This window comes from Pseudomonas sp. R2-37-08W (genome assembly GCF_003851705.1).
Classification (GTDB): domain Bacteria; phylum Pseudomonadota; class Gammaproteobacteria; order Pseudomonadales; family Pseudomonadaceae; genus Aquipseudomonas.
Window position 1 is genome coordinate 5417972 of record NZ_CP027728.1, and the last position, 20590, is coordinate 5438561.

The window sequence follows — 20590 nt, forward strand, 5'->3', positions numbered from 1 at the left end:
GTTATGCTCCGTTGGTCTTTGAATTATTTACGTACAGCAATCACGCTGATTTCCACCAGCACATTCGGCCGCGCCAGCTCCACTTGCAGGGTGGTGCGTGTAGGCGCCATCCCCGGCGACAGCCACGCGGACCACACCTCGTTCACCGGCGCAAAACCGCTGCCGATGTCCTTCAGGTAAATCGTCGCGTTCAGCAGGTGATCCTTGTCGCTGCCCGCCTCGGCCAACAGTGCATCGATTTTGGCCAGCACTTCGCGGGTTTGCGTCATCACGTCCTGCCCTTCGCCCGGCACCTGGCCCGAAAGGAACACCAAGTCCTTGAAAGTGACTGCGCCACTGAGACGCTCGTTGCTGCTGATTCGGTTGATGGTCATGGGGCATCCTCAAGCGGCGCGGGGCGTCAGGCCCTGCATGTCAATGGAAGGAACCTGTTGGTTGATCAGTTCAGCCAACAGTTGGGCGCTGCCGCTGGCCAAGGTAAAACCAAGGGCGCCGTGACCGAGGTTCAGCCACAGGTTGCGATAGACACTGGCACCAATCAGCGGTACCCCAGTCGGCGTGGCCGGGCGCATACCGGCCCATTCAACCGCGTGGGCGTAGTCGCCGGCATTGGGAAATGTCTCCAGGGCCTGGCGTTTCATCAAAGCCAGGCGCTTGGGCTCAAGACCCGCGTCGAAGCCGACAATGTCCACCATGGCCGCGACCCGCAGTTGCTCACCGATGCGCGCGTAGACGATCTTGCGATCGTAGTCCGTGATGCTCACATTCGGCGCCCGGTGCTGCGCGCCAATCGGCACGCTCAGGCTATAGCCCTTGAGCGGATACAGCGGCAGCGACAACCCCGGCAAGCCCAGTTCAGCGCTGCGATGCCCTGCCGCCAGCACCAGTTGCTCGACCGGCATCACCTCATCATCCAATTGGAGGGCGTGCACCACACCGTCGGTATGACGAATCCGGGTAACCTTGCGCCCCAACAAAAATGTGCAACGCCCCGATGCTTCCAGCCGCGCCGCCAATTGCTGGCAAAAGGCATGACAATCCGCTACTTCCTCGTTGGGCGTGTAGATCCCGCCGACAAAACCATCACCGGCCAGCGCCGGCTCCAGGTGCGCGCAATCGGTAGCGGACAACACCTGCTGTTGCAGGACATTGGTCACTTTACTGCGGGCATGTTCAAAGGTATTGGCGTTGCGAAACGTCACCAGCTTGCCATTGCGTCGCCAATCGAAGTCGTCCAGGCGGTCCTCCTCGCGCCATTGCTGCAAGGTGTCCTGGCTCAGGGATGCCAGGCGCAGCAAGTGAGCGGCATTGCGCTGGTTCACCGAACTACGACAGGCGCCGATAAAGGCGGCCATCCAGCGCCATTGCTGGGGATCGAGACGCGGGCGCAGCTTCAACGGCGAGTCACCGCGCAGTAACCAGCCAATCGCTTGCAGCGGCACCCCGGCGTCGGCCAGCGGCGCAACATAGCGGTAGGACAACTGCCCGCCATTGGCGTAACTGGTTTCACTGCCCAGGCTGTCGCGCGCCTCGATCAGCGTCACGCTATGGCCGGCACGCACCAACGCATAAGCGCTCGCCAGGCCGATAACCCCACCGCCAATAATGCAAACCTGCCTGGCCATCCCCGCCTCCCGCCGTTAATTGACAGCGCTCAGCGTAGAGCCAGGTGACAGGCCACCGACAATGAATAAAGATGGCTCACCTATAAACAAAGGTTATGGGACTCGCCATGCGCTTGCGTCATATCGAAATCTTCCAGGCCATCCGCCAGACCGGCTCTATCAGTGCCGCCGCGCAGTTGTTGCACGTCTCGCAACCGGCGGTGACCAAAGTGTTGCAGCACGCCGAACTGCAACTGGGCTTTGCGTTGTTCCTGCGGGTACGCGGCAAATTGCAGCCCACGCCGGAAGCCCTGGCGCTGGAAAGCGAAGTCGAAAAAGTCAGCGCAAGCCTGCAAGGTGTGCGGCGCCTAGCCAAGAGCTTGCGGCGCGAACCGGGGCAAAGCATCCGCATCGGTGCGATCCCGGCGTTGGCGCTGTCGCTGCTGCCGCCGTCGATCCTGGAATGGAAGCGTGATTACCCGGACATCGCCTGTGAGCTGTCCAGCGACCATAGCGGCGAGCTGGTGCAGAAGCTGTTGATGCGCGAGATCGACCTGGCGTTGACGCTCACGTTCTCCGGCCATCCGGGGCTCACCACCCAGGTGCTGGCCAACGGTGTACTGGTGGCGCTGGCGTCAAAAGGCTACTGGTCGGACGCTGAACGGCACAAGCCCTTGCCGCTGGCCGAACTGGCCGGCGCGCCTTTGATCGGCCTGTCCAGCGCCGACCCGCTGGCGGCGAAGTTGGGCAGCTATCTGGAAAATGTCGACCCGCCACCACGGGTGACGATCTCGGTGCAAACCTATTCCCTGGCCCGTGCGATGGTCGAATCCGGCGCCGGCCTCACCGTGATCGATCCGTTCACCGCGCTGGGTGCCTCAACGGCCACCACCCACATCCGCACGCTCACCCCACCGCTGCCGATCACCCTCTACGCGCTGACCCGCGCCAACGAGCCCCCGCCGCATATGCTGGCCAGGCTGCTGGAGATTTTTGGTAGTCGCGCCTGTGAGCTGCTGGAGCGTCTCTAGTAGCTCCGAAGCTCCAATGTGGGAGGGGGCTTGCTCCCGATAGCGGCGGGTCAGTCCATACAAGTGCTGACTGATCTACCGCTATCGGGAGCAAGCCCCCTCCCACATTCAGAGCACGTAATGCATGATCGCCACAAAATGCAGCAGGCTGCCGCCGATCACGAACAAATGCCAGATGCCATGGGAATGGCGCAGGCGATCCTCCAAAGCAAAAAAGATAATGCCAACGGTGTACAACACCCCGCCCGACGCCAGCCAGATAAACCCTGCCGTGCCCAACGCCGCCAGCAGCGGCTTGACCGCCACCAGCACGATCCAGCCCATCACCGCATAGATCACGATCGACAGGATGCGCTTCTCCGAGCGTGGCTTGATCTCCTGCAAGATGCCGATCACCGCCAGCCCCCACACAATCCCGAACAGCGTCCAGCCCCACGGCCCGCGCAGCGTCACCAGGCAAAACGGGGTGTAGCTGCCGGCGATCAGCAGGTAGATCGAAAAGTGATCGACCTTCTGCATGATCTCTTTTCGCCGCCCGCGCACGCTGTGATACACCGTCGAGGCGCTGTACAGCACCATCAGCGTAAAGCCATAAATCGCCACGCTGACGATTTTCCAGGGGCTGCCGTCCAGGCTCGCCACCACCAACATCCACACAACGCCAATACACGCCGCGACCGCACCGAGCAAATGGCTCCAGGCGTTGAATCGTTCCCCGTGGTACATCTGTCGTTGACCTCCCATTACCCTTGTCGACTGGCGGCAAGCGTCCAGCCTTGGGCATCAGAGTGCAAGCGCCGTGTGACGTTCCGGCGACGCCGCGCGGTTTTGCGGGCACAATCGAGGGCATTCGAACAAGAGCCACGGCCATGTTGATCGACGAAGAATTCACCCTCAAAAAGCTGGAAATCTTCCTGGCATTCATGCGCACCGGCAACCTGGCCCGCGCCGCCGCCGAGCTGCAAACCAGCAACGTCAGCGTGCACCGCGCCATTCATTCGCTGGAAAACGCCCTGCGCTGCCCGTTGTTCAAGCACGAAGGGCGCAATCTCACGCCACTGGAAAGCGCCTATGTACTCGAAGAGCGCGCGCAGAAACTGGTGGCCGATGTGGTCGACAGCGTACGCCTGACCCGCGAAGCCGCCGGCTTTTCCGCCGAACGATTCAAGCTGGGTTCGCTGTATTCATTGACGGTCAAGACCGTGCCGCAACTGATCATGGGCCTGAAAATCAGGCGCAGCGAACTGAATATCGACCTGATCCTGGGCTCCAATTTCGACCTGCTCTACAAGCTCAAGAACATGGAAGTGGACGCGATACTCATCGCCCTCGACGACCATGCCAACGACCCGGACTGCGCGCAGATTGCGCTGTTCAGCGACGACATCTTCCTCGCCACCCCGGCCGACTCGCCCTTCGACCGTGAACAGCAGATCGACCTGGCCGACGTGCGCGACGCAACCTTCATCACCCTCACCCAAGGCTTTGCCACGCACCAGGACGGCAACCGCGTGTTCAAGCAGGCCGGGTTCGAGCCGAAAGTGGCGATGCAGGTCAACGACATCTTCACGCTGCTGAGCATGGTCAGCTCGGGCGTGGGTTATGCGCTGCTGCCGGGCAGGATTGCAGCGGTGTATGAGAACCGCGTGAAACTGATACCGCTGCAGCCCAGGTATCGGCTGCAGCAGCATATCGGCGTGGTGTTCTTGAAGGCCAAGGAGCGCGACCCGAACTTGCTGGCGCTGTTGGCGGAGTGTCGGATGTATGCCAATCGCCAGGGGTCAGCCTGAGCTGATCGTTCCCACGCTCCGCGTGGGACACGCCTCCTGGGACGCTCCGCGTCCCGACTTCAAGAGCGGACGCGGAGCGTCCAGGGCTGCATCCCACGCGGAGCGTGGGAACGATCACTCATCCCCTAGGTCAGCCCACCAACCCCCTCATCGCCAGAAACAACAACGACGGCCCCAGCAAACAGCCGAGCGCCGTATAGAACGCGGCCGTCAAACAACCATACGGCACCAGCTTCGGATCGGTCGCTGCCAAGCCACCTGCCACACCGCTGGACGTGCCCATCAAGCCCCCGAAGATCACCGCACTGCGCGGGTTGTTCAGCCCGATCAACGGCGCCACGAATGGCGTCATGACCATCACCAGAATGGCCTTGATCAACCCCGCGGCAATCGACAGCGCCATCACTTCGGAACTGGCACCAATCGCTGCACCGGTCACGGGGCCGACGATATAGGTCACGGCTCCCGCACCGATGGTGGTAAGGCTGACCGCATCGGTATACCCGAACGCCATAGCCACCCCGACGCCGGCAATGAACGACGAACCCACACCGACAAACAGCGCCAGCACGCCAACATAACCGGCGCGCTTGAGCTCATCGACACTCACCCCAAAGGCCGTGGCGACAATGGCGAAGTCGCGCAGCATGGCGCCGCCCAGCAGACCGATGCCTGACAACAGCGGAATATCCACCACCCCCTTGGAGCCACCGGTGAAGGCGCCCCCAACATACGACAGCAACAAGCCCAGCAGGATGGCGATGGCCGAGCCGTGCAGGCGGCCTTTTGTGAAGGTATTGGACATCCAATAGGACACCCACATGGTCAGGCCGATCAGCGCAAAACCGCTGATCAGGCCGTAGCCGGTGATCACTTTCATCAGGGATTCGTACATGGCGGTCACCCGGCTTCTTTGGTGGGAACAACCGCGCTCGACTCACGGTTGCCAATACGCGTGAGCACCGGCACCAGAGCAAATCCGAGCACCACGGCAACGGTCCCGGCCAATATCGCCATGGGCCCGCCACTGATAGCGCCATACACGTTCTGCTGGGCCGCCATCGCCACCACAATCGGGATATAGATCGCGGCCCAGAAGCTCACGCCCTGCTCCGACTTGCCGGTAAACAAACCGCGCTTGCCGAGGTAACTGCCCAGGCCGATCAGCAGCAACATGGCGATACCCACCCCGCCGACGTTGGCGGGAATACCCATCCATTTGCCCAGCAGTTCACCGACAAACAGGCCGGCCAACGTGCACAGCGCCAGAAACGCCACACCGTAGATAATCATCGTTGTTGTCCTCAAAGTGCTCGATCGAAATTGTTGTTGTTGTGCTTCGAAAGCCTTGGGTAGTGCTTTATCGGTGGCGGCGCTCCTCCTCTTCCAGCAAGGCCTGCAAGGTGTCCAGGCGTGCGCCTTCGCAGGCGATCACCGTGCCTTGTTCGAACACTCGGCGTGACAGGCCGGTGAGCACGGCGCCCGGTGGCAGTTCGATTTGCAGGCGCACACCGCGCTCATAGGCGCTTTGTACGGTGCCGCGCCAATCGACGACGCGGCACATGTTGAAGGCCAGGTCGTCGCAAAGCTGTTCGGGGTTGTGGATCGGCCGCGCGCGGGTGCTGCTCAGGTAGGTGATGCGCGGCGTCTTGAGCGGAACGAAAGCCTGGGCAAGGACCTTGGCGGGTGCATCCAGCAACGCGCAGTGGGACGGTACGCTGACGGCCAGGCGCCTGGCGGTGCCGTTGCCTTTGATGCGCGCCGCCACCTGTTTCATCGCCTCGTCGCTGCCGGCGATCACGGTCTGGTTATCGGCGTTGATATTGGCCAGGTACACCGGGGTTTCGGCGCGGTGGATCTCGGCAAGGATTTTTTCGACGGTGGATAACTCGGGGCCTATCAGCGCGGTCATGCCGTAGCCCTGTGGATAAGCCTGCTGCATCAACTCACCGCGCAGGCTGACCAGCCTGACGGCGTCGGCGAAATCCAGCGCGCCGGCGATGACAGCGGCGGGATAGGCGCCGATGGACAGGCCCGCGACGTAATCCGGGGTGCGCTCCAACAGACGGGCGTGGGCGGTGCCGGCGATCAACAGGCACAGTTGCACGGCGCGGGTACTGGCCAGGGCTTGCGCCGAATCGAGCAGGCGCACGTTTTCGCCCAGGGCATCGCTGGCTTCCTCCAGCACCGCTTCGGGCAGCGACTGGAGCATGCCCGGCCGTTGGGCACCCTGCCCCGGAAACACCAGCAGGCTGCTCATGCCACGGCCTGCCACGGGTCGAACACCAGGTGTGCACCGCTGGCGGTTTTCAGCAGCACGCGGGGTGAACCGCTGGCCCATTCGCGCAAGGCGACGGCGCCGAACGGGGTTTGCAGTTGCAGGTCGACGGCGCACTCTGCCCTGTCAAGCATCGCCAGGAGGCCCTCAGCATCATTACGGGCCAAAGGTTCGGGCGTGCGCAGAAGCAAATCCAGGTCACTCTGGGCATGCAGCGCTTCAATCCCGCTGGCCAACTCGAAACCCGCGCTGCCTGTGACGCCCCATGTCTCCTGGGCCAACGCCGGCCGCAGTTGGTCGAGCGCGCGCAACGCCGGTAAATCCCTCGGCGAAATCACCCCACGCAACGCTTCCGGGATCACCCGCCGCTGCACCGCCGCCAGCGGCATCCACCCGGCAAAACGTTGCTCACGCAAACGCCCGCGCACGCCGACCGCCACATAACCCGGTTCGGCAATGGCACGGCGCACCACCACCGGGTGGCCGGCACCGAGCGTCTCCCGCACCCAGGCCGGTGCGTCGGCGGGCACATGTGCCGGGGTCATGCCCCAGAGCAAGTCGTGGGCGTTCACCATTGTTCCCGCAGCAGTTGGCGAACGTGGCTGGAGGCTGCGCGATTAGTCGCGCCGAGGCGTCCGCTCAAATCGGTGCTGCCGACATCCTCGATCGCATTCATCAGGCAATCGCTGACTCGCGCCACATCGTCCGCCGTGGGCTGTTCAATCTGGCTGACCGACAAGGTTTCCCAGAGCAAGCCGAGGCTGGCATAGCTGTCGATGTCGTAGGCCATGGGCGGCACGCTGGCGGCCAGGGCTTCCAGCTCTTCGACGCTGCGCAGGGTCACCCGCGCCGCCGAAGCCTTGCCCATGGCGTGCACCATCACGCCGGGGTCACGCAGGGCGATCAGTCGGTTGGCCTGGTAACCGTGGGCCAGGAACGCACCGGACATGGCCTTGCCCACCAGCAGCGCAATCACCGGATGCCCGGCGAGACGGGCACGAGCGTAGCTGTCGGCAGCAGCGGCCAGGGCCTGATGGATGCCGAGCGCTTCTTCGCGACGGCCGTAGGCTTGGCTGGGCACATCGACGACGGCGATGATGGGACGCTTGTCGCCCCTCGCGACGGCCTCATCGACGGCCTTGGCCAGGCCCCAGCCTTCGAGCAGGCCGACTTCGCCATTACGCGCCCGGGGGAAGCGGTTTTGCGCGTCCGTGACCACGGCGACAAAGCGCACCTTTTGCTCACCCAAGACCGCGTCGGCCACCCGGAGCGACGCCGGCAAACCTGCTACAGGCGCAGCGCCGGCGCTCAATGCGTTGAACCACTGCAAGCCTCTCATGAGCGTTCTCCTCGATACAGCTCGCGCACCGTCGCCGGGTCGATTTGCGGTACGACGTCCAATTCGGCCAAGCGTGTGAGGTAATAATCAGCCTGGCGACTGCGTTGTAGCGCGGGCAAGCCTTGCTGCAACAACGCACTGACCGTCTGCTGGATCTGCGCCACATCGTCGGCCACGTAACGGTCGGCCAGGCCGCTGTTGAAACGCTGTTCGCCGCCGGTGAGGCTCCAGATAAAGGGCCTGTCGCGCGAGTCGTATTCTTCCAGCCCGGCTTCCTGTTCGATCACTTGCGGACCATTGAGGCCCAAGCGCGCTTCACGGGTGACGACGAGGTAGCTGCACAGCCCGGCCGCGATGGACATGCCACCGAAACACCCCACGCTGCCCGCCACCACGCCGATCACCGGCTGGTACTGGCGCAGGTCGACAATCGCCGCGTGTATGTCGGCAATCGCGGCCAGTCCCAGGTTCGCTTCCTGCAGCCGCACACCACCGGTTTCCAGCAGTAGCACGGCGCGGGTCGGGACGCCGGTGCGGTTATCTTCAGCCGCCAGTTCCAGGGCGCCGGCGATTTTCGCGCCGCCGACTTCACCGAGGCTGCCACCCTGGAAGTTGCCTTCAATCGCTGCAATCACCACACGCAAGCCGCCGATGCTGCCCTTGGCGATCACCACGCCGTCATCGGCCTGGGGCACCACACCTTGGCGGCTGAGCCAGGGCGACATGACGCGCTGGAAAGGGTCGATCAGTTCGCGAAAGGTGCCGGCATCCAACAAGGCCTTGGCCCGCTGCCGCGCACCCAGTTCGACAAAGCTGTGTTTGGCGAGCAAGTCAGTCATGGCCGATCTCCTCGAAGCCTTGCTCCAGGCGCAAGCGCACCACGCCGGGGGTGGCGCCGAAATCGTGGATATCAATCTTCAGGGCCGGTGGGGTCTGCTCCTGAAAGATGCGTTCGAACAGGTGCTGCCAGCGTTGTTCGGCGCCATTCACCGAGGTCTGTACCTGGATCGTCAGTGTGCCGGCGGTGCCCGGTTCCAGCAGCACTTCAAGGTCGCCGGAGCCGACGCACCCCACCAGCGCGCGGCCTTTTGCTGGCTGCCCGGCGGGGAATTCAAAGGATAAGGTTTCCATCACAACGCTCCGTCGAGGCGGTCGATAAACAGGCAGGCGGCCAACAAATCGGCGGCGCCGCCGGGAGAGGCATTCAGGGCCAGCAGTTGTTGGTCCAGCGCGTGCAGTTGGCGGCGACCGACGAGGCTGGCGCTGCCGCCGGCGTCGAGCACGGCCTGGGCGCCGCGCTGCATGGCCCGCAGGCCTTCCAGGCCAGCGCGGTAGAGCACGCAGGTGTCGGCCAGGTTGGTCATGATCGCGAGCAAGGCGTCGAGGCGCGCGTTCTGTTCGCCGGCGTTTTGCTGGCGGCTTTTGTGCAATTGCGGCAGGCCACGTTGCACCACTGACGGGAAGCCCAGTTGCGCTTCTTCACGGGCACCGCGCGCGCCGTAGCGCTGGGCGACCTGGGCGCCATGGCTCAAGGGTTGCGGGGCGTAGCGGTCGTTGAGCAAGGCCAGTCTGGCGGCGTTCAACGGTATGGCGCGGGGCTCCAGCGCTGCCGCTGCGGTCAGCAAACCGAGGGCCCAGATCGCGCCACGATGGGTATTCACGCCGCCCGTGGTAACGAGCATCGCCCGCTCACCGTCACGACCGATTCGCCCGAGGGCTTCACGCAGGGGCAAACCGATTTCACCGAACTCAAGCGCAGCCTCGGCCATTGCCTTGAACATCGGCCACAGCGACAGCGCCGACGCGTGCATCAGCCCCAGGTGCAAATCACTGTGGGCGCCGTTGCCACGACGGTCCACCAGGGCGGGCTTGGGCGACAGGTCGGCTTCATCGATCAGCGCATCGACGGCCATATCCGCCAGGCGATCGGCCAGGCTCACTTCATGCAGTTTAAGTGCGCGCATTTACCAGCTCCTGAATTTGGCGGGCGGGTTGTACAAGCCGCCGGACCACTCCACCAGGTCGGCCACGCTCTTGGCGGCCAGCAGTTCACGGGTGGCGTCGGTGCGGCGGATGCCCAAGTCTTCGGGCAAGGCAATCAAGCCTTCGCGGCGCATGCGCGCGGTGTCCTTGGGGTTATGGCGCAGGCCGATGGCGGTCACCCCGGCGACGGCGGCGATCATCGCCTGGCGTTCTTCCAGGGAGCGGGCCTTGTAGAGGTAGGCGATGCCTTCTTCGGTGAGCAGGTGGGTGACGTCGTCGCCGTAGATCATGATCGGCGCCAGCGGCATGCCGCTTTTGCGTGCCACTTCCACCGCATCGAGGGTCTCGACGAAGGTGGGCTTGCCGCCTTCTTGGAAGGTCTCGACCATCTGCACCACTAGCTTTTTGCCGCGCTCGAGCAGTGCGACCGGCGCATCGTCGTGGCGCATATCCAGCCAGGCCGGCGTGCCATGGCGGCGGCCGCGTGGGTCGTGGCCCATGTTCGGCGCGCCGCCAAAGCCAGCGAGGCGGCCACGGGTCACGGTGCTGGAATGTCCGTCGCCGTCCACTTGCAGGGTGGCGCCGATAAACAGATCCACCGCGTACTGGCCGGCCAATTGGCAGAACATGCGGTTGGAGCGCATCGAGCCGTCACGACCGGTGAAGAACACGTCCGGGCGAGCGGCGATGTAGTTTTCCATGCCCAGTTCGGTGCCGAAGCAATGCACGCTTTGCACCCAGCCGCTTTCAATCGCGGGGATCAGCGTGGGGTGCGGGTTGAGGGTCCAGTTGCGGCAGATCTTGCCTTTGAGGCCGAGGGATTCGCCGTAGGTGGGCAGAATCAATTCAATGGCGGCGGTGTTGAAACCGATGCCGTGGTTGAGTGACTGCACATTGTGTTTTTCGTAGATGCCGCGGATCGCCATCATCGCCATCAGCACATGCACCGGCTTGATGTGGCGCGGGTCGCGGGTGAACAGCGGCTCGATGTAGAACGGCTTGTCGGCCACCACCACAAAATCGACCCAACTGGCGGGGATGTCGACGCGGGGCAAGTCAGTGACGTCGTCCACCAACTGGTTGACCTGCACGATAACGATGCCGTCACTGAACGCAGCCGGCTCGATCAGCGCCGGCGTGTCTTCGGTGCTGGCGCCGGTGTAGATGTTACCGGCACGGTCGGCCATGAAACCGGCGGAGAGCACCACGTTGGGGATCAGGTCCACCACCAGCCGTGCGTAGAGTTCGATGTAGGTATGGATCGCGCCGATTTCCAGCAGGCCGTCTTCGAGCAACTGGCTGATGCGCAGGGATTGGGTGCCGGCGAAGGAAAAGTCCAGCTTGCGCGCGATGCCTTTTTCAAACAGGTCCAGGTGCTCGGAGCGCCCGACGCTGGGCATGATCATGTGCAAATCGTGGAGCTTGGCCGGGTCAGCCTTGGCCAGGGAGCGCGAGAGGAAATCGGCCTGTTTCTGGTTGTTGCCCTCCAGCACCACGCGGTCGCCGGGCAGGATCAACGCCTCAAGCGCCTCGACGATCCGGTCACTGGGCAACACTGCCCCGTCTGCGTAGTGCTTGACCCGCCCGAGCCGCCGCTGCTTCTCGTCGCGCCGCCGCGTCCAGCGCGAGTCGGGGGTAGTTATTGTTGTCATGGTCGCTCCACGGGGTTCGCTGTCGTGGGCTGTACCTTAGGAGTGATTCAGGGGGGCATCAATCAAGCTCAGCAGCAAACCGTTACGCCTGGAGTAACGAAGATCAAAATGTGGGAGGGGCAAGCCCCCTCCCACATTTTGTCCAGTGGTGCCTGAACGAACCCCGCTATATCCACTTATGACCAGCCAACAAACCTTCCACTTTATTCAGCAGTGACGTCGCGCTATCAATCAATTGGCCTAGCAGGGCCTCATCCTCATCCATATATCCTTCATATTCCGCCAGGTTTCGACGCTCATGACACAGGGCCATCAACCTTACCGCCACCTTGTTCACGTCAGTGGTGTGAACCAGACACTGAAAGACCAGATAGCGTTTGTCAGAGCGGTAGCCTTGCAGGCGCAAGGCCGTGAGTGCGAGAGCATGGGCGGCGTTATAAGCCAGGTCGAAACGACTGGCAAACGACAACTGGGCATTACCAGCGTCCTCTAGCCGATCCTTGGCCGAACGCATCAGCCCATCACACTCCTTGCGATCCGGTGGCTCAGCCTTCAAGCCACCGCTACGTTGCAGATTCTCCAGGTTTGCCTTGCTGTCCATCCGTGGATTCCAGGGGGTTGGCCCCAATCAGATTGATCTTGTCCTGCTGCACGACCCGCTGCACAAAACTGTTCCCGGCATTCCATTTGCCAATCCAGTCTTCAGGGGTGTAAAGCGTCGGGTTGATGGTGCGGCCCAGGTGCTCTTCCAGCGGTATGAGCTGTTCCATGACTTCACTGTAGTTGAGGCTTTCGCCAATCAGCATCAGATCTATGTCACTGGATGAGTGCGCCTCGCCCTTGGCGATGGAGCCGTAGATAAAGGCCCAGGTTATGTGCTCGGCGAACGGTGCCAGTGCATTGCGCAATGGCTCATCCAGGCTCAGCGTCTTGCGCACGATGGCAAGCAGCTCCGCGTAAATAGGGCATTGAGGGTTGGCTTGATAGTGGGTCTGATTGCCTTGGCGCGTCATGCTCAAGATGCCCGCCAGCTGCAAACGCTCCAGCTCGCGAGTAAGACTGCCTTTGCCCACTTGTGCCCAGCGCGCGATTTCATTAGTGAAGAAACTTTGGTCGGGCTTACCGAAAAGCAGGCCCAGCACTTTTTGCTGGGTGACAGTAAAGAGCGCGGTGCTGAGCGGTAAGGTGTGCATGGCGGCGACCAGTAAGTCCCAAAAAGGGAACGATAGGTCCCTTTTTGGGAACGATCAAGTTTTAAGCCGCCGGGGAAGGGGAAATCTGTTCCAGCGCCTGATCCACAACTGCCCCAGCTCGGCCATTTGCTGAATCCCGAGCATGATTGCGCGCTGGGAGGTGTCCAGGTCGAAGGCCAGGTTGCAGGTGAGTGCGTTGAGGGAGGACAGGGTTTCGCTGGCGTTGACCAGCAGGGTTTCGGTGTTTTGGTGGGGGTTTACGGTGAAGAGAGGCGGATTGGGGGTAGGTTTGACCATGATTTACAGCTCCGATATGTGATGGAGACTGCCCTCTTTCACTTGCACGCGAATAAGGTGGCAGCTGTACGCAGGTGTGCAAGACCGGGCATATCGGACCCCGGCAGACCCCGAAGGATCTCCCGCGCACAGCCGCCATAACAAGTACAGCAGGCATGAAAAACGCCCGCTGAATGGCTATGGGCGTTGGTGCGCCGACATGTAACCGGACTTGCACGTCCGTGTCACCGTTTTTTGCGATGACGGGACGAAGACTAGGCGCGCAGGCCGTTCACGACAAGTTCACGCACAGCCCAAAATCTTGCGGGAAAAATCCGAAGTCCCGCCTACCTGATCGTTCCCACGCTCCGCGTGGAAATGCCGCCGGGGACGCTCCGCGTCCCGCCAGCCCGCGCAACACTAAAGCCCCTTCGCAAGGGTGACGCGGAGCGTCACGGGATGCATTCCCACGCAGAGCGTGGGGACGATCATCGATTCAGGCGTTATATAAATCCCAACCCTACGTTGTAGCAAGCCGAGCATCGTACGCAGCCACTGATTGACCGAGCTGGCCGCTCCCGCTGATCTCCATTCCGATAGGCAGCAAAGAATGCTCCGACAGGCTTTTCAGGTTGTTGCTCGGAACTCACCTCCCTACCCTTTTCCATCCGATAGCGCCACGGGCAGGCATCATGAATCCGATCGTTAAACCCGATGCAAGGCCATTGCAGAGCGTCACTGAGTAGAGGTATCGATATGGGTATGCACAACCCACCTCACCCAGGTGAAATATTGCTTGAAGATGTGATCCCGGCCCTGGGCATTACCATCACCGAAATGGCACGGCGGCTTGGCTTCGCCCGCGAAACCTTTTCAAGGATTCTGCATGGTCATGCGCCTGTCAGCCCCGACCTTGCCGTGAGGTTGGAGCGCGCTGGCGTAAGCAGCGCTCGGCTATGGCTGTCGATGCAAAGCGCCTACGACTTGTGGCAGGCCGAGCATCGTGAGCAGCCAGTGATCGAGCGGTTTGCGCGGATTGATTGAAGTCTGGAGACGAGCACGATCAGTGTGGGAGGGGGCTTGCTCCCGATAGCGGTGGTTCAGTGACAGTTGCTGAGACTGGCACACCGCCATCGGGGGCAAGCCCCCTCCCACATTGGATCTGCGTAGGGCTCAGGCCAGTCCGGACTCCGCCAATAACGCTTCAAGCCCCATCAAGTCCGGCACCTTCGCCACATGCTCGCCCACCTGTACCGCCGCCAGCTCCAGCGGGCACAGCGGGACGTCCACGTAGCTCAGTTCGCTGTCAAGCTTGTAGGAGCGCGGGATTCCCTGGATCACCAGCGCAATGAACTTCAAGGTCGGCCGCCCACCCAGTGCATTCAACACGACGATGCGTGAACGCTCGCCGGTCATGCTGGCTTCGCCGCACACGGCTTCGAAGCTGATCAAGGGGATTTGCCGATCGCGCCAGGTCACCTGGCGCAGGTACCACGGCGGTGCATCGCTGGCCGGTTCGCCGCGCTGGAAGTCGATCAGTTCGGCTACCGCAACGTTGGGCACTATCAGGTGACGGTCAGCCAACGGCAGCAACAGCCCGGTGAGTTGGCTTGCGCGATGGTCAAGCATGGGACTTGCTCCAATACGCGATGCTTTCCAGCAGCACCGACTCCTGGTACGGCTTGCCGAGGTAGTCGTTGACGCCGATGGCCATGGCGCGATCGCGGTGTTTCTGGCCGGTGCGCGAGGTGATCATGATGATCGGCAGGCGCATCAGGCGTGGATCGTTGCGCACCTGGATCGCCACTTCAAAGCCGTCCATGCGCGGCATTTCGATGTCGAGCAGCATCAGGTCCGGGGTGTGTTCCTCAAGCACGGCGAGGGCGTCAATGCCGTCCTTGGCGGTCAGCACGTTCATGCCGTTGCGCTCCAGCAGGCGGCTGGTGACTTTGCGCACGGTGACCGAGTCGTCCACCACCAGCACCAACAGCGGGCGCTTTTTCAGCGGGTCGTTGAGGATCAGCGGCGCATCCACCGACTGCGCCGGCAACGCCGGTTGCCGCGCGCGGATATGCGCCAGCAGGTCGATGATCAACACCACGCGGCCATCGCCCAGGATCGTCGCTCCGGACAAGCCCTGAACGCCCGCAAACTGCGACCCCAGGCCCTTGACCACAATCTCGCGGGTCCCGGCCATGGCATCCACATGCACCGCCACGTGCCGCTCATTGCACTGCATCAGCAACACCGGCACCGGCTGGTACTGGCCGAGCAGTTTGGGGCGGCTGACGGTGTGCAGCAGGTCGCCAAGGTAAAACAGTTCGTAGACTTGGCCGGCATAGGCATAGCGCGGCGGATCTTGCTGGTAGTGCCCCGCCAGTTCATGGGGCGGCACGCGCACCAGGCCGTCGATGGTATTGAGCGGAATCGCATACTGATCGTCCGCGCACTGCACCATCAGCGCACGGTTGACCGACACGGTAAACGGCAGGCGAATCCTGAAGTGCACACCCACGCCCGGGATCGAGTCGATCACCATCGAACCGCCGAGCTGGCGCACTTCTTCGTGCACCACGTCCATGCCCACACCGCGTCCGGAAATCTGGGTGATCTTTTCGGCGGTGGAAAACCCCGGTTGCAGGATGAACTGCAGCACGTCGCGGTCGCTGATCTCTTGATTGGGGTCGAGCAGGCCGCGCTTGATCGCCTTGCGGCGCACGGCTTCGAGGGGCACACCGGCGCCGTCGTCGCGCATGTCGAAGACGATGTCGCCGCCTTCGTGGGTCAGGTCCAGGGTGATGCGCCCCTTCTCCGGCTTGCCCGCTTGCAGGCGCACCTCACGGGACTCCAGGCCATGGTCGACGGCGTTGCGCAGCATGTGTTCCAGCGGCGCCGCCATGCGTTCCAGGACGTTGCGGTCCATTTCGCCCTCGGCATTGCCGACCACGAACTCGACGTCCTTGCCCAGCTCGCCGGCGACCTGGCGCACGATGCGCTTGAGGCGCGGCAGCATGCGCTCGAACGGCACCATGCGCGTGCGCATCAGGCCTTCCTGCAACTGGGTGTTGATACGCGCCTGTTGCTGCAGCAGGTCATGGGCGTCTTGATTGCGGCGCTCGAGGGTTTCCTTGAGGTCGAGCAAATCGGAGGCCGATTCGGACAGCGCGCGGGACAACTGCTGCAATTGCGAATGGCGATCCATTTCCAGCGGGTCGAATTCTTCGTAGCCCAGGCGCTCGGCCTCGGCCTGCTGGCGGCTGAAAAGCCGGCTCTGGGTTTCGGTGTCGAGGCGGCGCAGTTGGTCGCGCATGCGCTCGATGGTGGTTTCCACTTCCGTGAGCGCAGTGCGCGCGTCGTTGACCTGCTGCTCGATACGGCCGCGGAAGATCGACGTTTCGCCGGCAAGGTTGACCAGGTCGTCGAGCAGTTCGGCGGAGATCTTCACCATGTCGGCGGCCGGATCCACCGCAGCTTCCGCCTTACCCACCGGCAATGCCACCGGCACTACCGGCTCATCGCTGGGGTGCACCAAACTTTTGATGCGCTCGATCAGCTTGTCCACCGAGCCCACCGGCAAGCCGTCCGCTACCGCATCGATCATCTGCGCCAGCCGGTCGTGGCAACCTTGCAACAGCGCGAACAGTTCGGGCGACGGCGCGAGCAGCCCTGCGGACAGCCCCTCGTAGAGAAACTCCAGCTCGTGGGCCAGGTCGCCAATCGGGCCGATCTCGACCATGCGCGCGCCGCCCTTGAGGGTGTGCAGGTCACGCAGCAGGGTTTCCACTTCCTGGCGGTTGCCGGGTTCGGCCTGCCAGCGCAGCAACGCGCTGCCGGAGCTGTCGAGAATATCGGCGGCTTCCTCGAGGAAAATATCCAGCAGTTCGGGGTCGGCACCCGGGGCTTCCGGTGATGCAACCGGGGCCGCCGAAAGGCTGCTGTGGCGCAGTTCGCGCAACCTCGCGACCAGCTCGGCGCTGTCGCTCAGGGGCTGGTGCTGATGCAATTCCTCCAACTGCAAGGCCAGGCGTTCGTGGCTAGCCATCAGCAGCTGGGACAGCTCGGTCGAGTAGCTGTAGCGGCGGTCTACCAGCCCCTCGTAGACACATTCCAGCTCCTGGGCCAGGTCGCCCACCGGGCCGATTTCGGCCATGCGCGCACCGCCCTTGAGGGTGTGCAGGTCTCGCTGTAACGAGGACAACGGCGCCAGGCCATCGGACTCCAGCAACCAGCGCTTGAGGGACTGCCCGGCGCTGTCGAGGATATCCACCGCCTCTTCAAGGAAAATGTCGACGATCTCATCGTCCATCGCCGTGTGCCGGCTCAGCTCCTCGGTCGCGGCACCCAGCTCGGCGACACTCAGGCCACGGCTGCCGTCACGTTTGATCAGGCCGGTGGCGGAGGGATCGAGGGCGTCATCCAGCAACGCGCGCAGGGCCTGTACCCGTGCCGGCGCCGGGCTGATTTCCTGCCCGGCCGCCAGTTGGTCGAGCATATTGATCAGCGCTTCATGGGCCTGCTCGGCCTCTTGGAAGAACCGCTCGCTGACCGCCAGGCTGCTTTCTTCCACCGCGCCATACAGGTCGAGCAAGGCTTCGCACAATTGATCGATAGGGTGCAGGTCGGCGATGTGCGCACCCTCGCCCAGGGTTGTCAGTTCGTCCAGCAGCGCGGTCAGTTCCTGGCGCTCGCCGGGGTGTTGCTGCCAGCGGCGCAGCAGGCTTTCGGCGTCGAGCAGGATGTCCATGCCCTGGGCCAGGAAGTTGCTGATCAGTTGCGGGTCGCACTTGACGCGCAGGCCGGTGCCGGGGGCGTTGAGCAGTGTTTCAAGCTGTTGGTCCAACAGGCTTTGGGTGCGCGTGATCAAGTCTGCGGCGCCCTTGATCGGCGCCAGGGGATCGCCGTCCAGGTCACGCAATCCCTTTTGCAACAGGCCCTCGGCTTCCAGCAACAACTCGATTTCGTCCAGGTCCAGCGGCACACGGTGCGCCTTGTATTCGCGGGTCAGGTGGTCGAGCGGACGTACCAGTTCGGCAATCGGCAACACGCCGGCCATGTAGGCGCTGCCCTTGAGGGTATGCAGGGCGCGTTGCAATTCATCACTGACCTGCAGCGGCAGGTGTTCGGCGGCCTGTTGCAGGAACTGGTCGAGGCTGTCCAGATGGCTCTGGGCTTCATTGCGGAAGATCTCCAGCAACATCGGATCGTGGGGCTCGGCAACCGGTACCTGGGCGCCGCTGGCCAACCCGTGGGCGCGGGCAGCGAGGGCGTCGACCTCATCGCGCTGGCGCTGGTCGTCGGTGGCGAAGTCGGCGATCAACTCCGGCAGCAGCGCCACCGCGTCATCCAGCACCTGCTGCACTTCAGGGCCCATGGCCACGTTGCGCTCAAGCACGCGGTTGAGCAGGTTTTCCACAGCCCAGGCCAGTTCCGCCATCACCAGGGCGCGGACCATACGGCCGCTGCCTTTCAGGGTGTGGAAGGCACGGCGCATTTCGCCCTGAGCGGTTTTTTCCGTGCTGTCGGGCAGGTAACGGTACAGCACGTCGAGGACTTCATCGGCTTCCTCGAGGAAGACTTCGCGCAACTCATCGTCAATCGGCGCTTCATCGGGTGGGGGCGGCTGCAAGCTTCCCGGGCGCTGCAGGGCCGGAGGGTTGAGGCGCGAGGTGGGACTGGCCAGCGCATCGAATTGGGACTGGCTTGGCGCGCTGTCGCCGGACAGGGCGCCGTCGGGCGCAGCCAGTGCCTGGCGCCAGGGTTTTTCCACCGGCAGGTAGCCCAGCGCGCTCAGGCCCTGGGTGGCCAGTTCCAGCACTTTTTCCCCAGCGGCGTCGGGGTCCTGGAGCATGCGTTCCAGGTAGTACTCCAGGCTGCTGATCACCTCGGCGAAATGCGCCAACGGCGCTTGGCCGGGCGCGGTATCGTTGACCATCAATTGCTCATCGACGTAATCGGTACAGCCGCGCATCAAGCTCGCCGCGCGAGGCAGTGGAATCATCGCCAGGGCGCCGCGCACCTGGCTCAGCAGCTCCGGCAGGGATTCCAGACGTTGGCGGTCCCAATCGGCCTCGATGCAATCGATCACCAACTCTTTGGCCTGGCGCAGGCATTGGCAGGACTCGCGGATCACCAATTGGTGGATCTGGGTCAGGTCGGTGGTCGGCAGACGGCTCTCTTCGCGGCTCTCCGGCTCCACCGTGCCGACCATCCCGGCCAACGTGGCTTCGACGTAGAGCAACGCTCCGGCAACGTCCATCAGTACGGCGTCACTGGGTTCGCGCTGGCCCTGCACCAGGCTCAAGACCACGGCGAGTTGGTCGATGATCACTTTGCGCGGCTGGCCGAAACCAAGGACCGCCAGGGTGTCGGCGATCTGGCGCAGCGGTGCCAGCAGCGGGTCAAGGTCCTGGGTGTGCTGGCGGTCGCTGCGCACGAACAGAGCGAGGCGTTCCTTGACCCGCACCAGCTCTTCGCACAATGCGCCGAGCACCGAGCCCATGGCGTTGCGGTCCGGCCCGGCCAGGCGCGCCCGCTCGGCATCCACCACGGCACTGTCGGGCAAGGCCTCGTCCAGGCCGTAGCGCTCCTTCAAACTTTGCATGCGCGGCGTCGGCCGGGTGACTTTGGCGACGTAGAACAGCAGGCTCTTGAGCAACTCATCCGGCGCCGGCTGGTTGATCCCGACAATGCCCTGGGCCAGCAGGCGCTTGAGTTGCTTGCCGCTGGCCTTGAGCAGGCTGCGCAGTGCCGGGCTATTGGCGATCACCCCGGTGAGCATGCCTTCGACCAGCGCCGAGGTGACCTGCCACAACGGCAACAGCGGCGCGCCCTGGCACAGCGCTTCCAGGCGCGCGAACACCCGCGCCATGTCTTCCAGGTTGCTCGGGCCGTGGTCCTCGCGCAGCAACCCGGCCAGGGCTTGCTGCAGCAGTGCGTGCCATTGGCGCAGTTGTTCGTGAATGTCCGGCGGTGTGCGTTGAGCCAGCACCTCGTCGGGCAGCGGCGCGATCGTCAGCAGCTGCGGGCTGAACAGGCTGGTCTCCGACAGCAGGCCTTCACCGCGGGCGCTGCGTAAATCGTTGAGCAGCGGCAACACCACCAGCGGCAGGTCGCGACGGGCGCTGTGCACGCGGTCCAGGTACAGCGGCAATTGGCCGAGGGCCTGTTGCAGCAGGCGGATGCTTTCGTCGCGCTGGCTGACCTGCCCGGCCTGCAGCGCGAGCGCCAGGGCTTCGATCTCTTCAGCCAGCAGGGCCGCGCCGTAGAACTCGACCATTTGCAGCGCGCCGTGCACCTGGTGGATACCGGCCAGGCACGCATCAATGCCGTCGCCGGTTTCAACATAAGCGTCCAGCGCCGAACGGGCCTGTTTCAGGGTTTCGGCAATGTCGCCCTTGACCCATTCGAGGGCCACGTAGTCGTGCCGATCAACCATAACTGCTCC

Annotated in this window: 19 protein-coding genes and 1 pseudogene; 3 read left to right on the plus strand and 17 right to left on the minus strand. The window is 63.3% G+C overall.

Translation table 11 applies throughout. From position 1 onward, the window contains the following. Window positions 1-23: 23 nt before the first annotated feature. A complete protein-coding gene (locus C4J93_RS25080; RefSeq protein WP_124430690.1) occupies window positions 24-374 on the minus strand; it encodes a RidA family protein in 351 nt (116 codons plus the stop codon). Between the two features lie 9 nt (window positions 375-383). After that, entirely contained in the window at window positions 384-1625 is a 1242-nt protein-coding gene (locus C4J93_RS25085; RefSeq protein ID WP_124408399.1) for a D-amino acid dehydrogenase, read from the minus strand. Between the two features lie 107 nt (window positions 1626-1732). Between C4J93_RS25085 and C4J93_RS25090 the strand changes: the two genes are divergently transcribed. Continuing rightward, a complete protein-coding gene (locus tag C4J93_RS25090) occupies window positions 1733-2635 on the plus strand; it encodes a LysR family transcriptional regulator (protein ID WP_124368667.1) in 903 nt (300 codons plus the stop codon). A 108-nt stretch (window positions 2636-2743) separates the two neighbouring features. Here the strand turns inward: C4J93_RS25090 and C4J93_RS25095 are convergent, their stop codons facing one another. After that, on the minus strand, window positions 2744-3361 hold the full coding sequence (locus C4J93_RS25095; protein WP_124430691.1) for a hemolysin III family protein: 618 nt from the start codon (window positions 3359-3361) through the stop codon (window positions 2744-2746). A gap of 143 nt (window positions 3362-3504) precedes the next feature. Here C4J93_RS25095 and C4J93_RS25100 point away from each other — a divergent pair, with 143 nt between their 5' ends. Beyond that, entirely contained in the window at window positions 3505-4425 is a 921-nt protein-coding gene (locus C4J93_RS25100) for a LysR substrate-binding domain-containing protein (RefSeq protein WP_124372146.1), read from the plus strand. 130 nt (window positions 4426-4555) lie between these two features. Here the strand turns inward: C4J93_RS25100 and madM are convergent, their stop codons facing one another. The 12 genes and pseudogenes from madM to C4J93_RS25160 form a co-directional block, all read right to left on the minus strand. Next, complete coding sequence (madM, locus tag C4J93_RS25105) at window positions 4556-5320, minus strand: malonate transporter subunit MadM (RefSeq protein ID WP_124430692.1); 765 nt, start codon at window positions 5318-5320, stop codon at window positions 4556-4558. A 5-nt stretch (window positions 5321-5325) separates the two neighbouring features. Further along, on the minus strand, window positions 5326-5718 hold the full coding sequence (gene madL / locus C4J93_RS25110; protein ID WP_124430693.1) for a malonate transporter subunit MadL: 393 nt from the start codon (window positions 5716-5718) through the stop codon (window positions 5326-5328). A gap of 67 nt (window positions 5719-5785) precedes the next feature. Continuing rightward, window positions 5786-6685 carry a malonate decarboxylase subunit epsilon gene (mdcH, locus tag C4J93_RS25115; RefSeq protein ID WP_124430694.1) on the minus strand — a complete coding sequence of 300 codons (900 nt, stop codon included), beginning with the start codon at window positions 6683-6685 and terminating at the stop codon, window positions 5786-5788. After that, the gene (locus tag C4J93_RS25120; protein WP_124430695.1) at window positions 6682-7278 is read right to left on the minus strand and encodes a malonate decarboxylase holo-ACP synthase; all 597 of its coding nucleotides are present in this window, start codon (window positions 7276-7278) and stop codon (window positions 6682-6684) included. The genes mdcH and C4J93_RS25120 overlap by 4 nt, the downstream gene beginning before the upstream one ends. Then, on the minus strand, window positions 7272-8042 hold the full coding sequence (gene mdcE, locus C4J93_RS25125) for a biotin-independent malonate decarboxylase subunit gamma (RefSeq protein ID WP_124430696.1): 771 nt from the start codon (window positions 8040-8042) through the stop codon (window positions 7272-7274). The genes C4J93_RS25120 and mdcE overlap by 7 nt, the downstream gene beginning before the upstream one ends. Then, a complete protein-coding gene (locus C4J93_RS25130; RefSeq protein WP_124430697.1) occupies window positions 8039-8881 on the minus strand; it encodes a biotin-independent malonate decarboxylase subunit beta in 843 nt (280 codons plus the stop codon). The genes mdcE and C4J93_RS25130 overlap by 4 nt, the downstream gene beginning before the upstream one ends. Beyond that, a complete protein-coding gene (locus C4J93_RS25135) occupies window positions 8874-9173 on the minus strand; it encodes a malonate decarboxylase subunit delta (protein ID WP_034116218.1) in 300 nt (99 codons plus the stop codon). The genes C4J93_RS25130 and C4J93_RS25135 overlap by 8 nt, the downstream gene beginning before the upstream one ends. Continuing rightward, complete coding sequence (locus C4J93_RS25140) at window positions 9173-10006, minus strand: triphosphoribosyl-dephospho-CoA synthase (protein WP_124430698.1); 834 nt, start codon at window positions 10004-10006, stop codon at window positions 9173-9175. The genes C4J93_RS25135 and C4J93_RS25140 overlap by 1 nt, the downstream gene beginning before the upstream one ends. Then, window positions 10007-11677, minus strand: coding sequence for a malonate decarboxylase subunit alpha (gene mdcA, locus C4J93_RS25145; protein ID WP_124430699.1), 1671 nt, complete (start codon window positions 11675-11677; stop codon window positions 10007-10009). Between the two features lie 166 nt (window positions 11678-11843). Further along, a complete protein-coding gene (locus tag C4J93_RS25150; protein WP_124430700.1) occupies window positions 11844-12278 on the minus strand; it encodes a hypothetical protein in 435 nt (144 codons plus the stop codon). After that, window positions 12241-12870: a nucleotidyltransferase domain-containing protein gene (locus C4J93_RS25155; RefSeq protein ID WP_124430701.1), complete on the minus strand. Its 630-nt coding sequence runs from the start codon at window positions 12868-12870 to the stop codon at window positions 12241-12243. The genes C4J93_RS25150 and C4J93_RS25155 overlap by 38 nt, the downstream gene beginning before the upstream one ends. Window positions 12871-12931: 61 nt before the next feature. Next, window positions 12932-13167 (minus strand): annotated as a pseudogene (locus tag C4J93_RS25160) (DUF6124 family protein). A gap of 735 nt (window positions 13168-13902) precedes the next feature. Here C4J93_RS25160 and C4J93_RS25170 point away from each other — a divergent pair. Next, window positions 13903-14190: a HigA family addiction module antitoxin gene (locus C4J93_RS25170; RefSeq protein WP_124368680.1), complete on the plus strand. Its 288-nt coding sequence runs from the start codon at window positions 13903-13905 to the stop codon at window positions 14188-14190. A 129-nt stretch (window positions 14191-14319) separates the two neighbouring features. Here the strand turns inward: C4J93_RS25170 and C4J93_RS25175 are convergent, their stop codons facing one another. Continuing rightward, window positions 14320-14775, minus strand: a complete 456-nt coding sequence (locus C4J93_RS25175) for a chemotaxis protein CheW (RefSeq protein ID WP_124364792.1) — start codon at window positions 14773-14775, stop codon at window positions 14320-14322. Beyond that, the gene (locus tag C4J93_RS25180; RefSeq protein ID WP_124430702.1) at window positions 14768-20581 is read right to left on the minus strand and encodes an Hpt domain-containing protein; all 5814 of its coding nucleotides are present in this window, start codon (window positions 20579-20581) and stop codon (window positions 14768-14770) included. The genes C4J93_RS25175 and C4J93_RS25180 overlap by 8 nt, the downstream gene beginning before the upstream one ends. Between the last annotated feature and the right edge of the window lie 9 nt (window positions 20582-20590).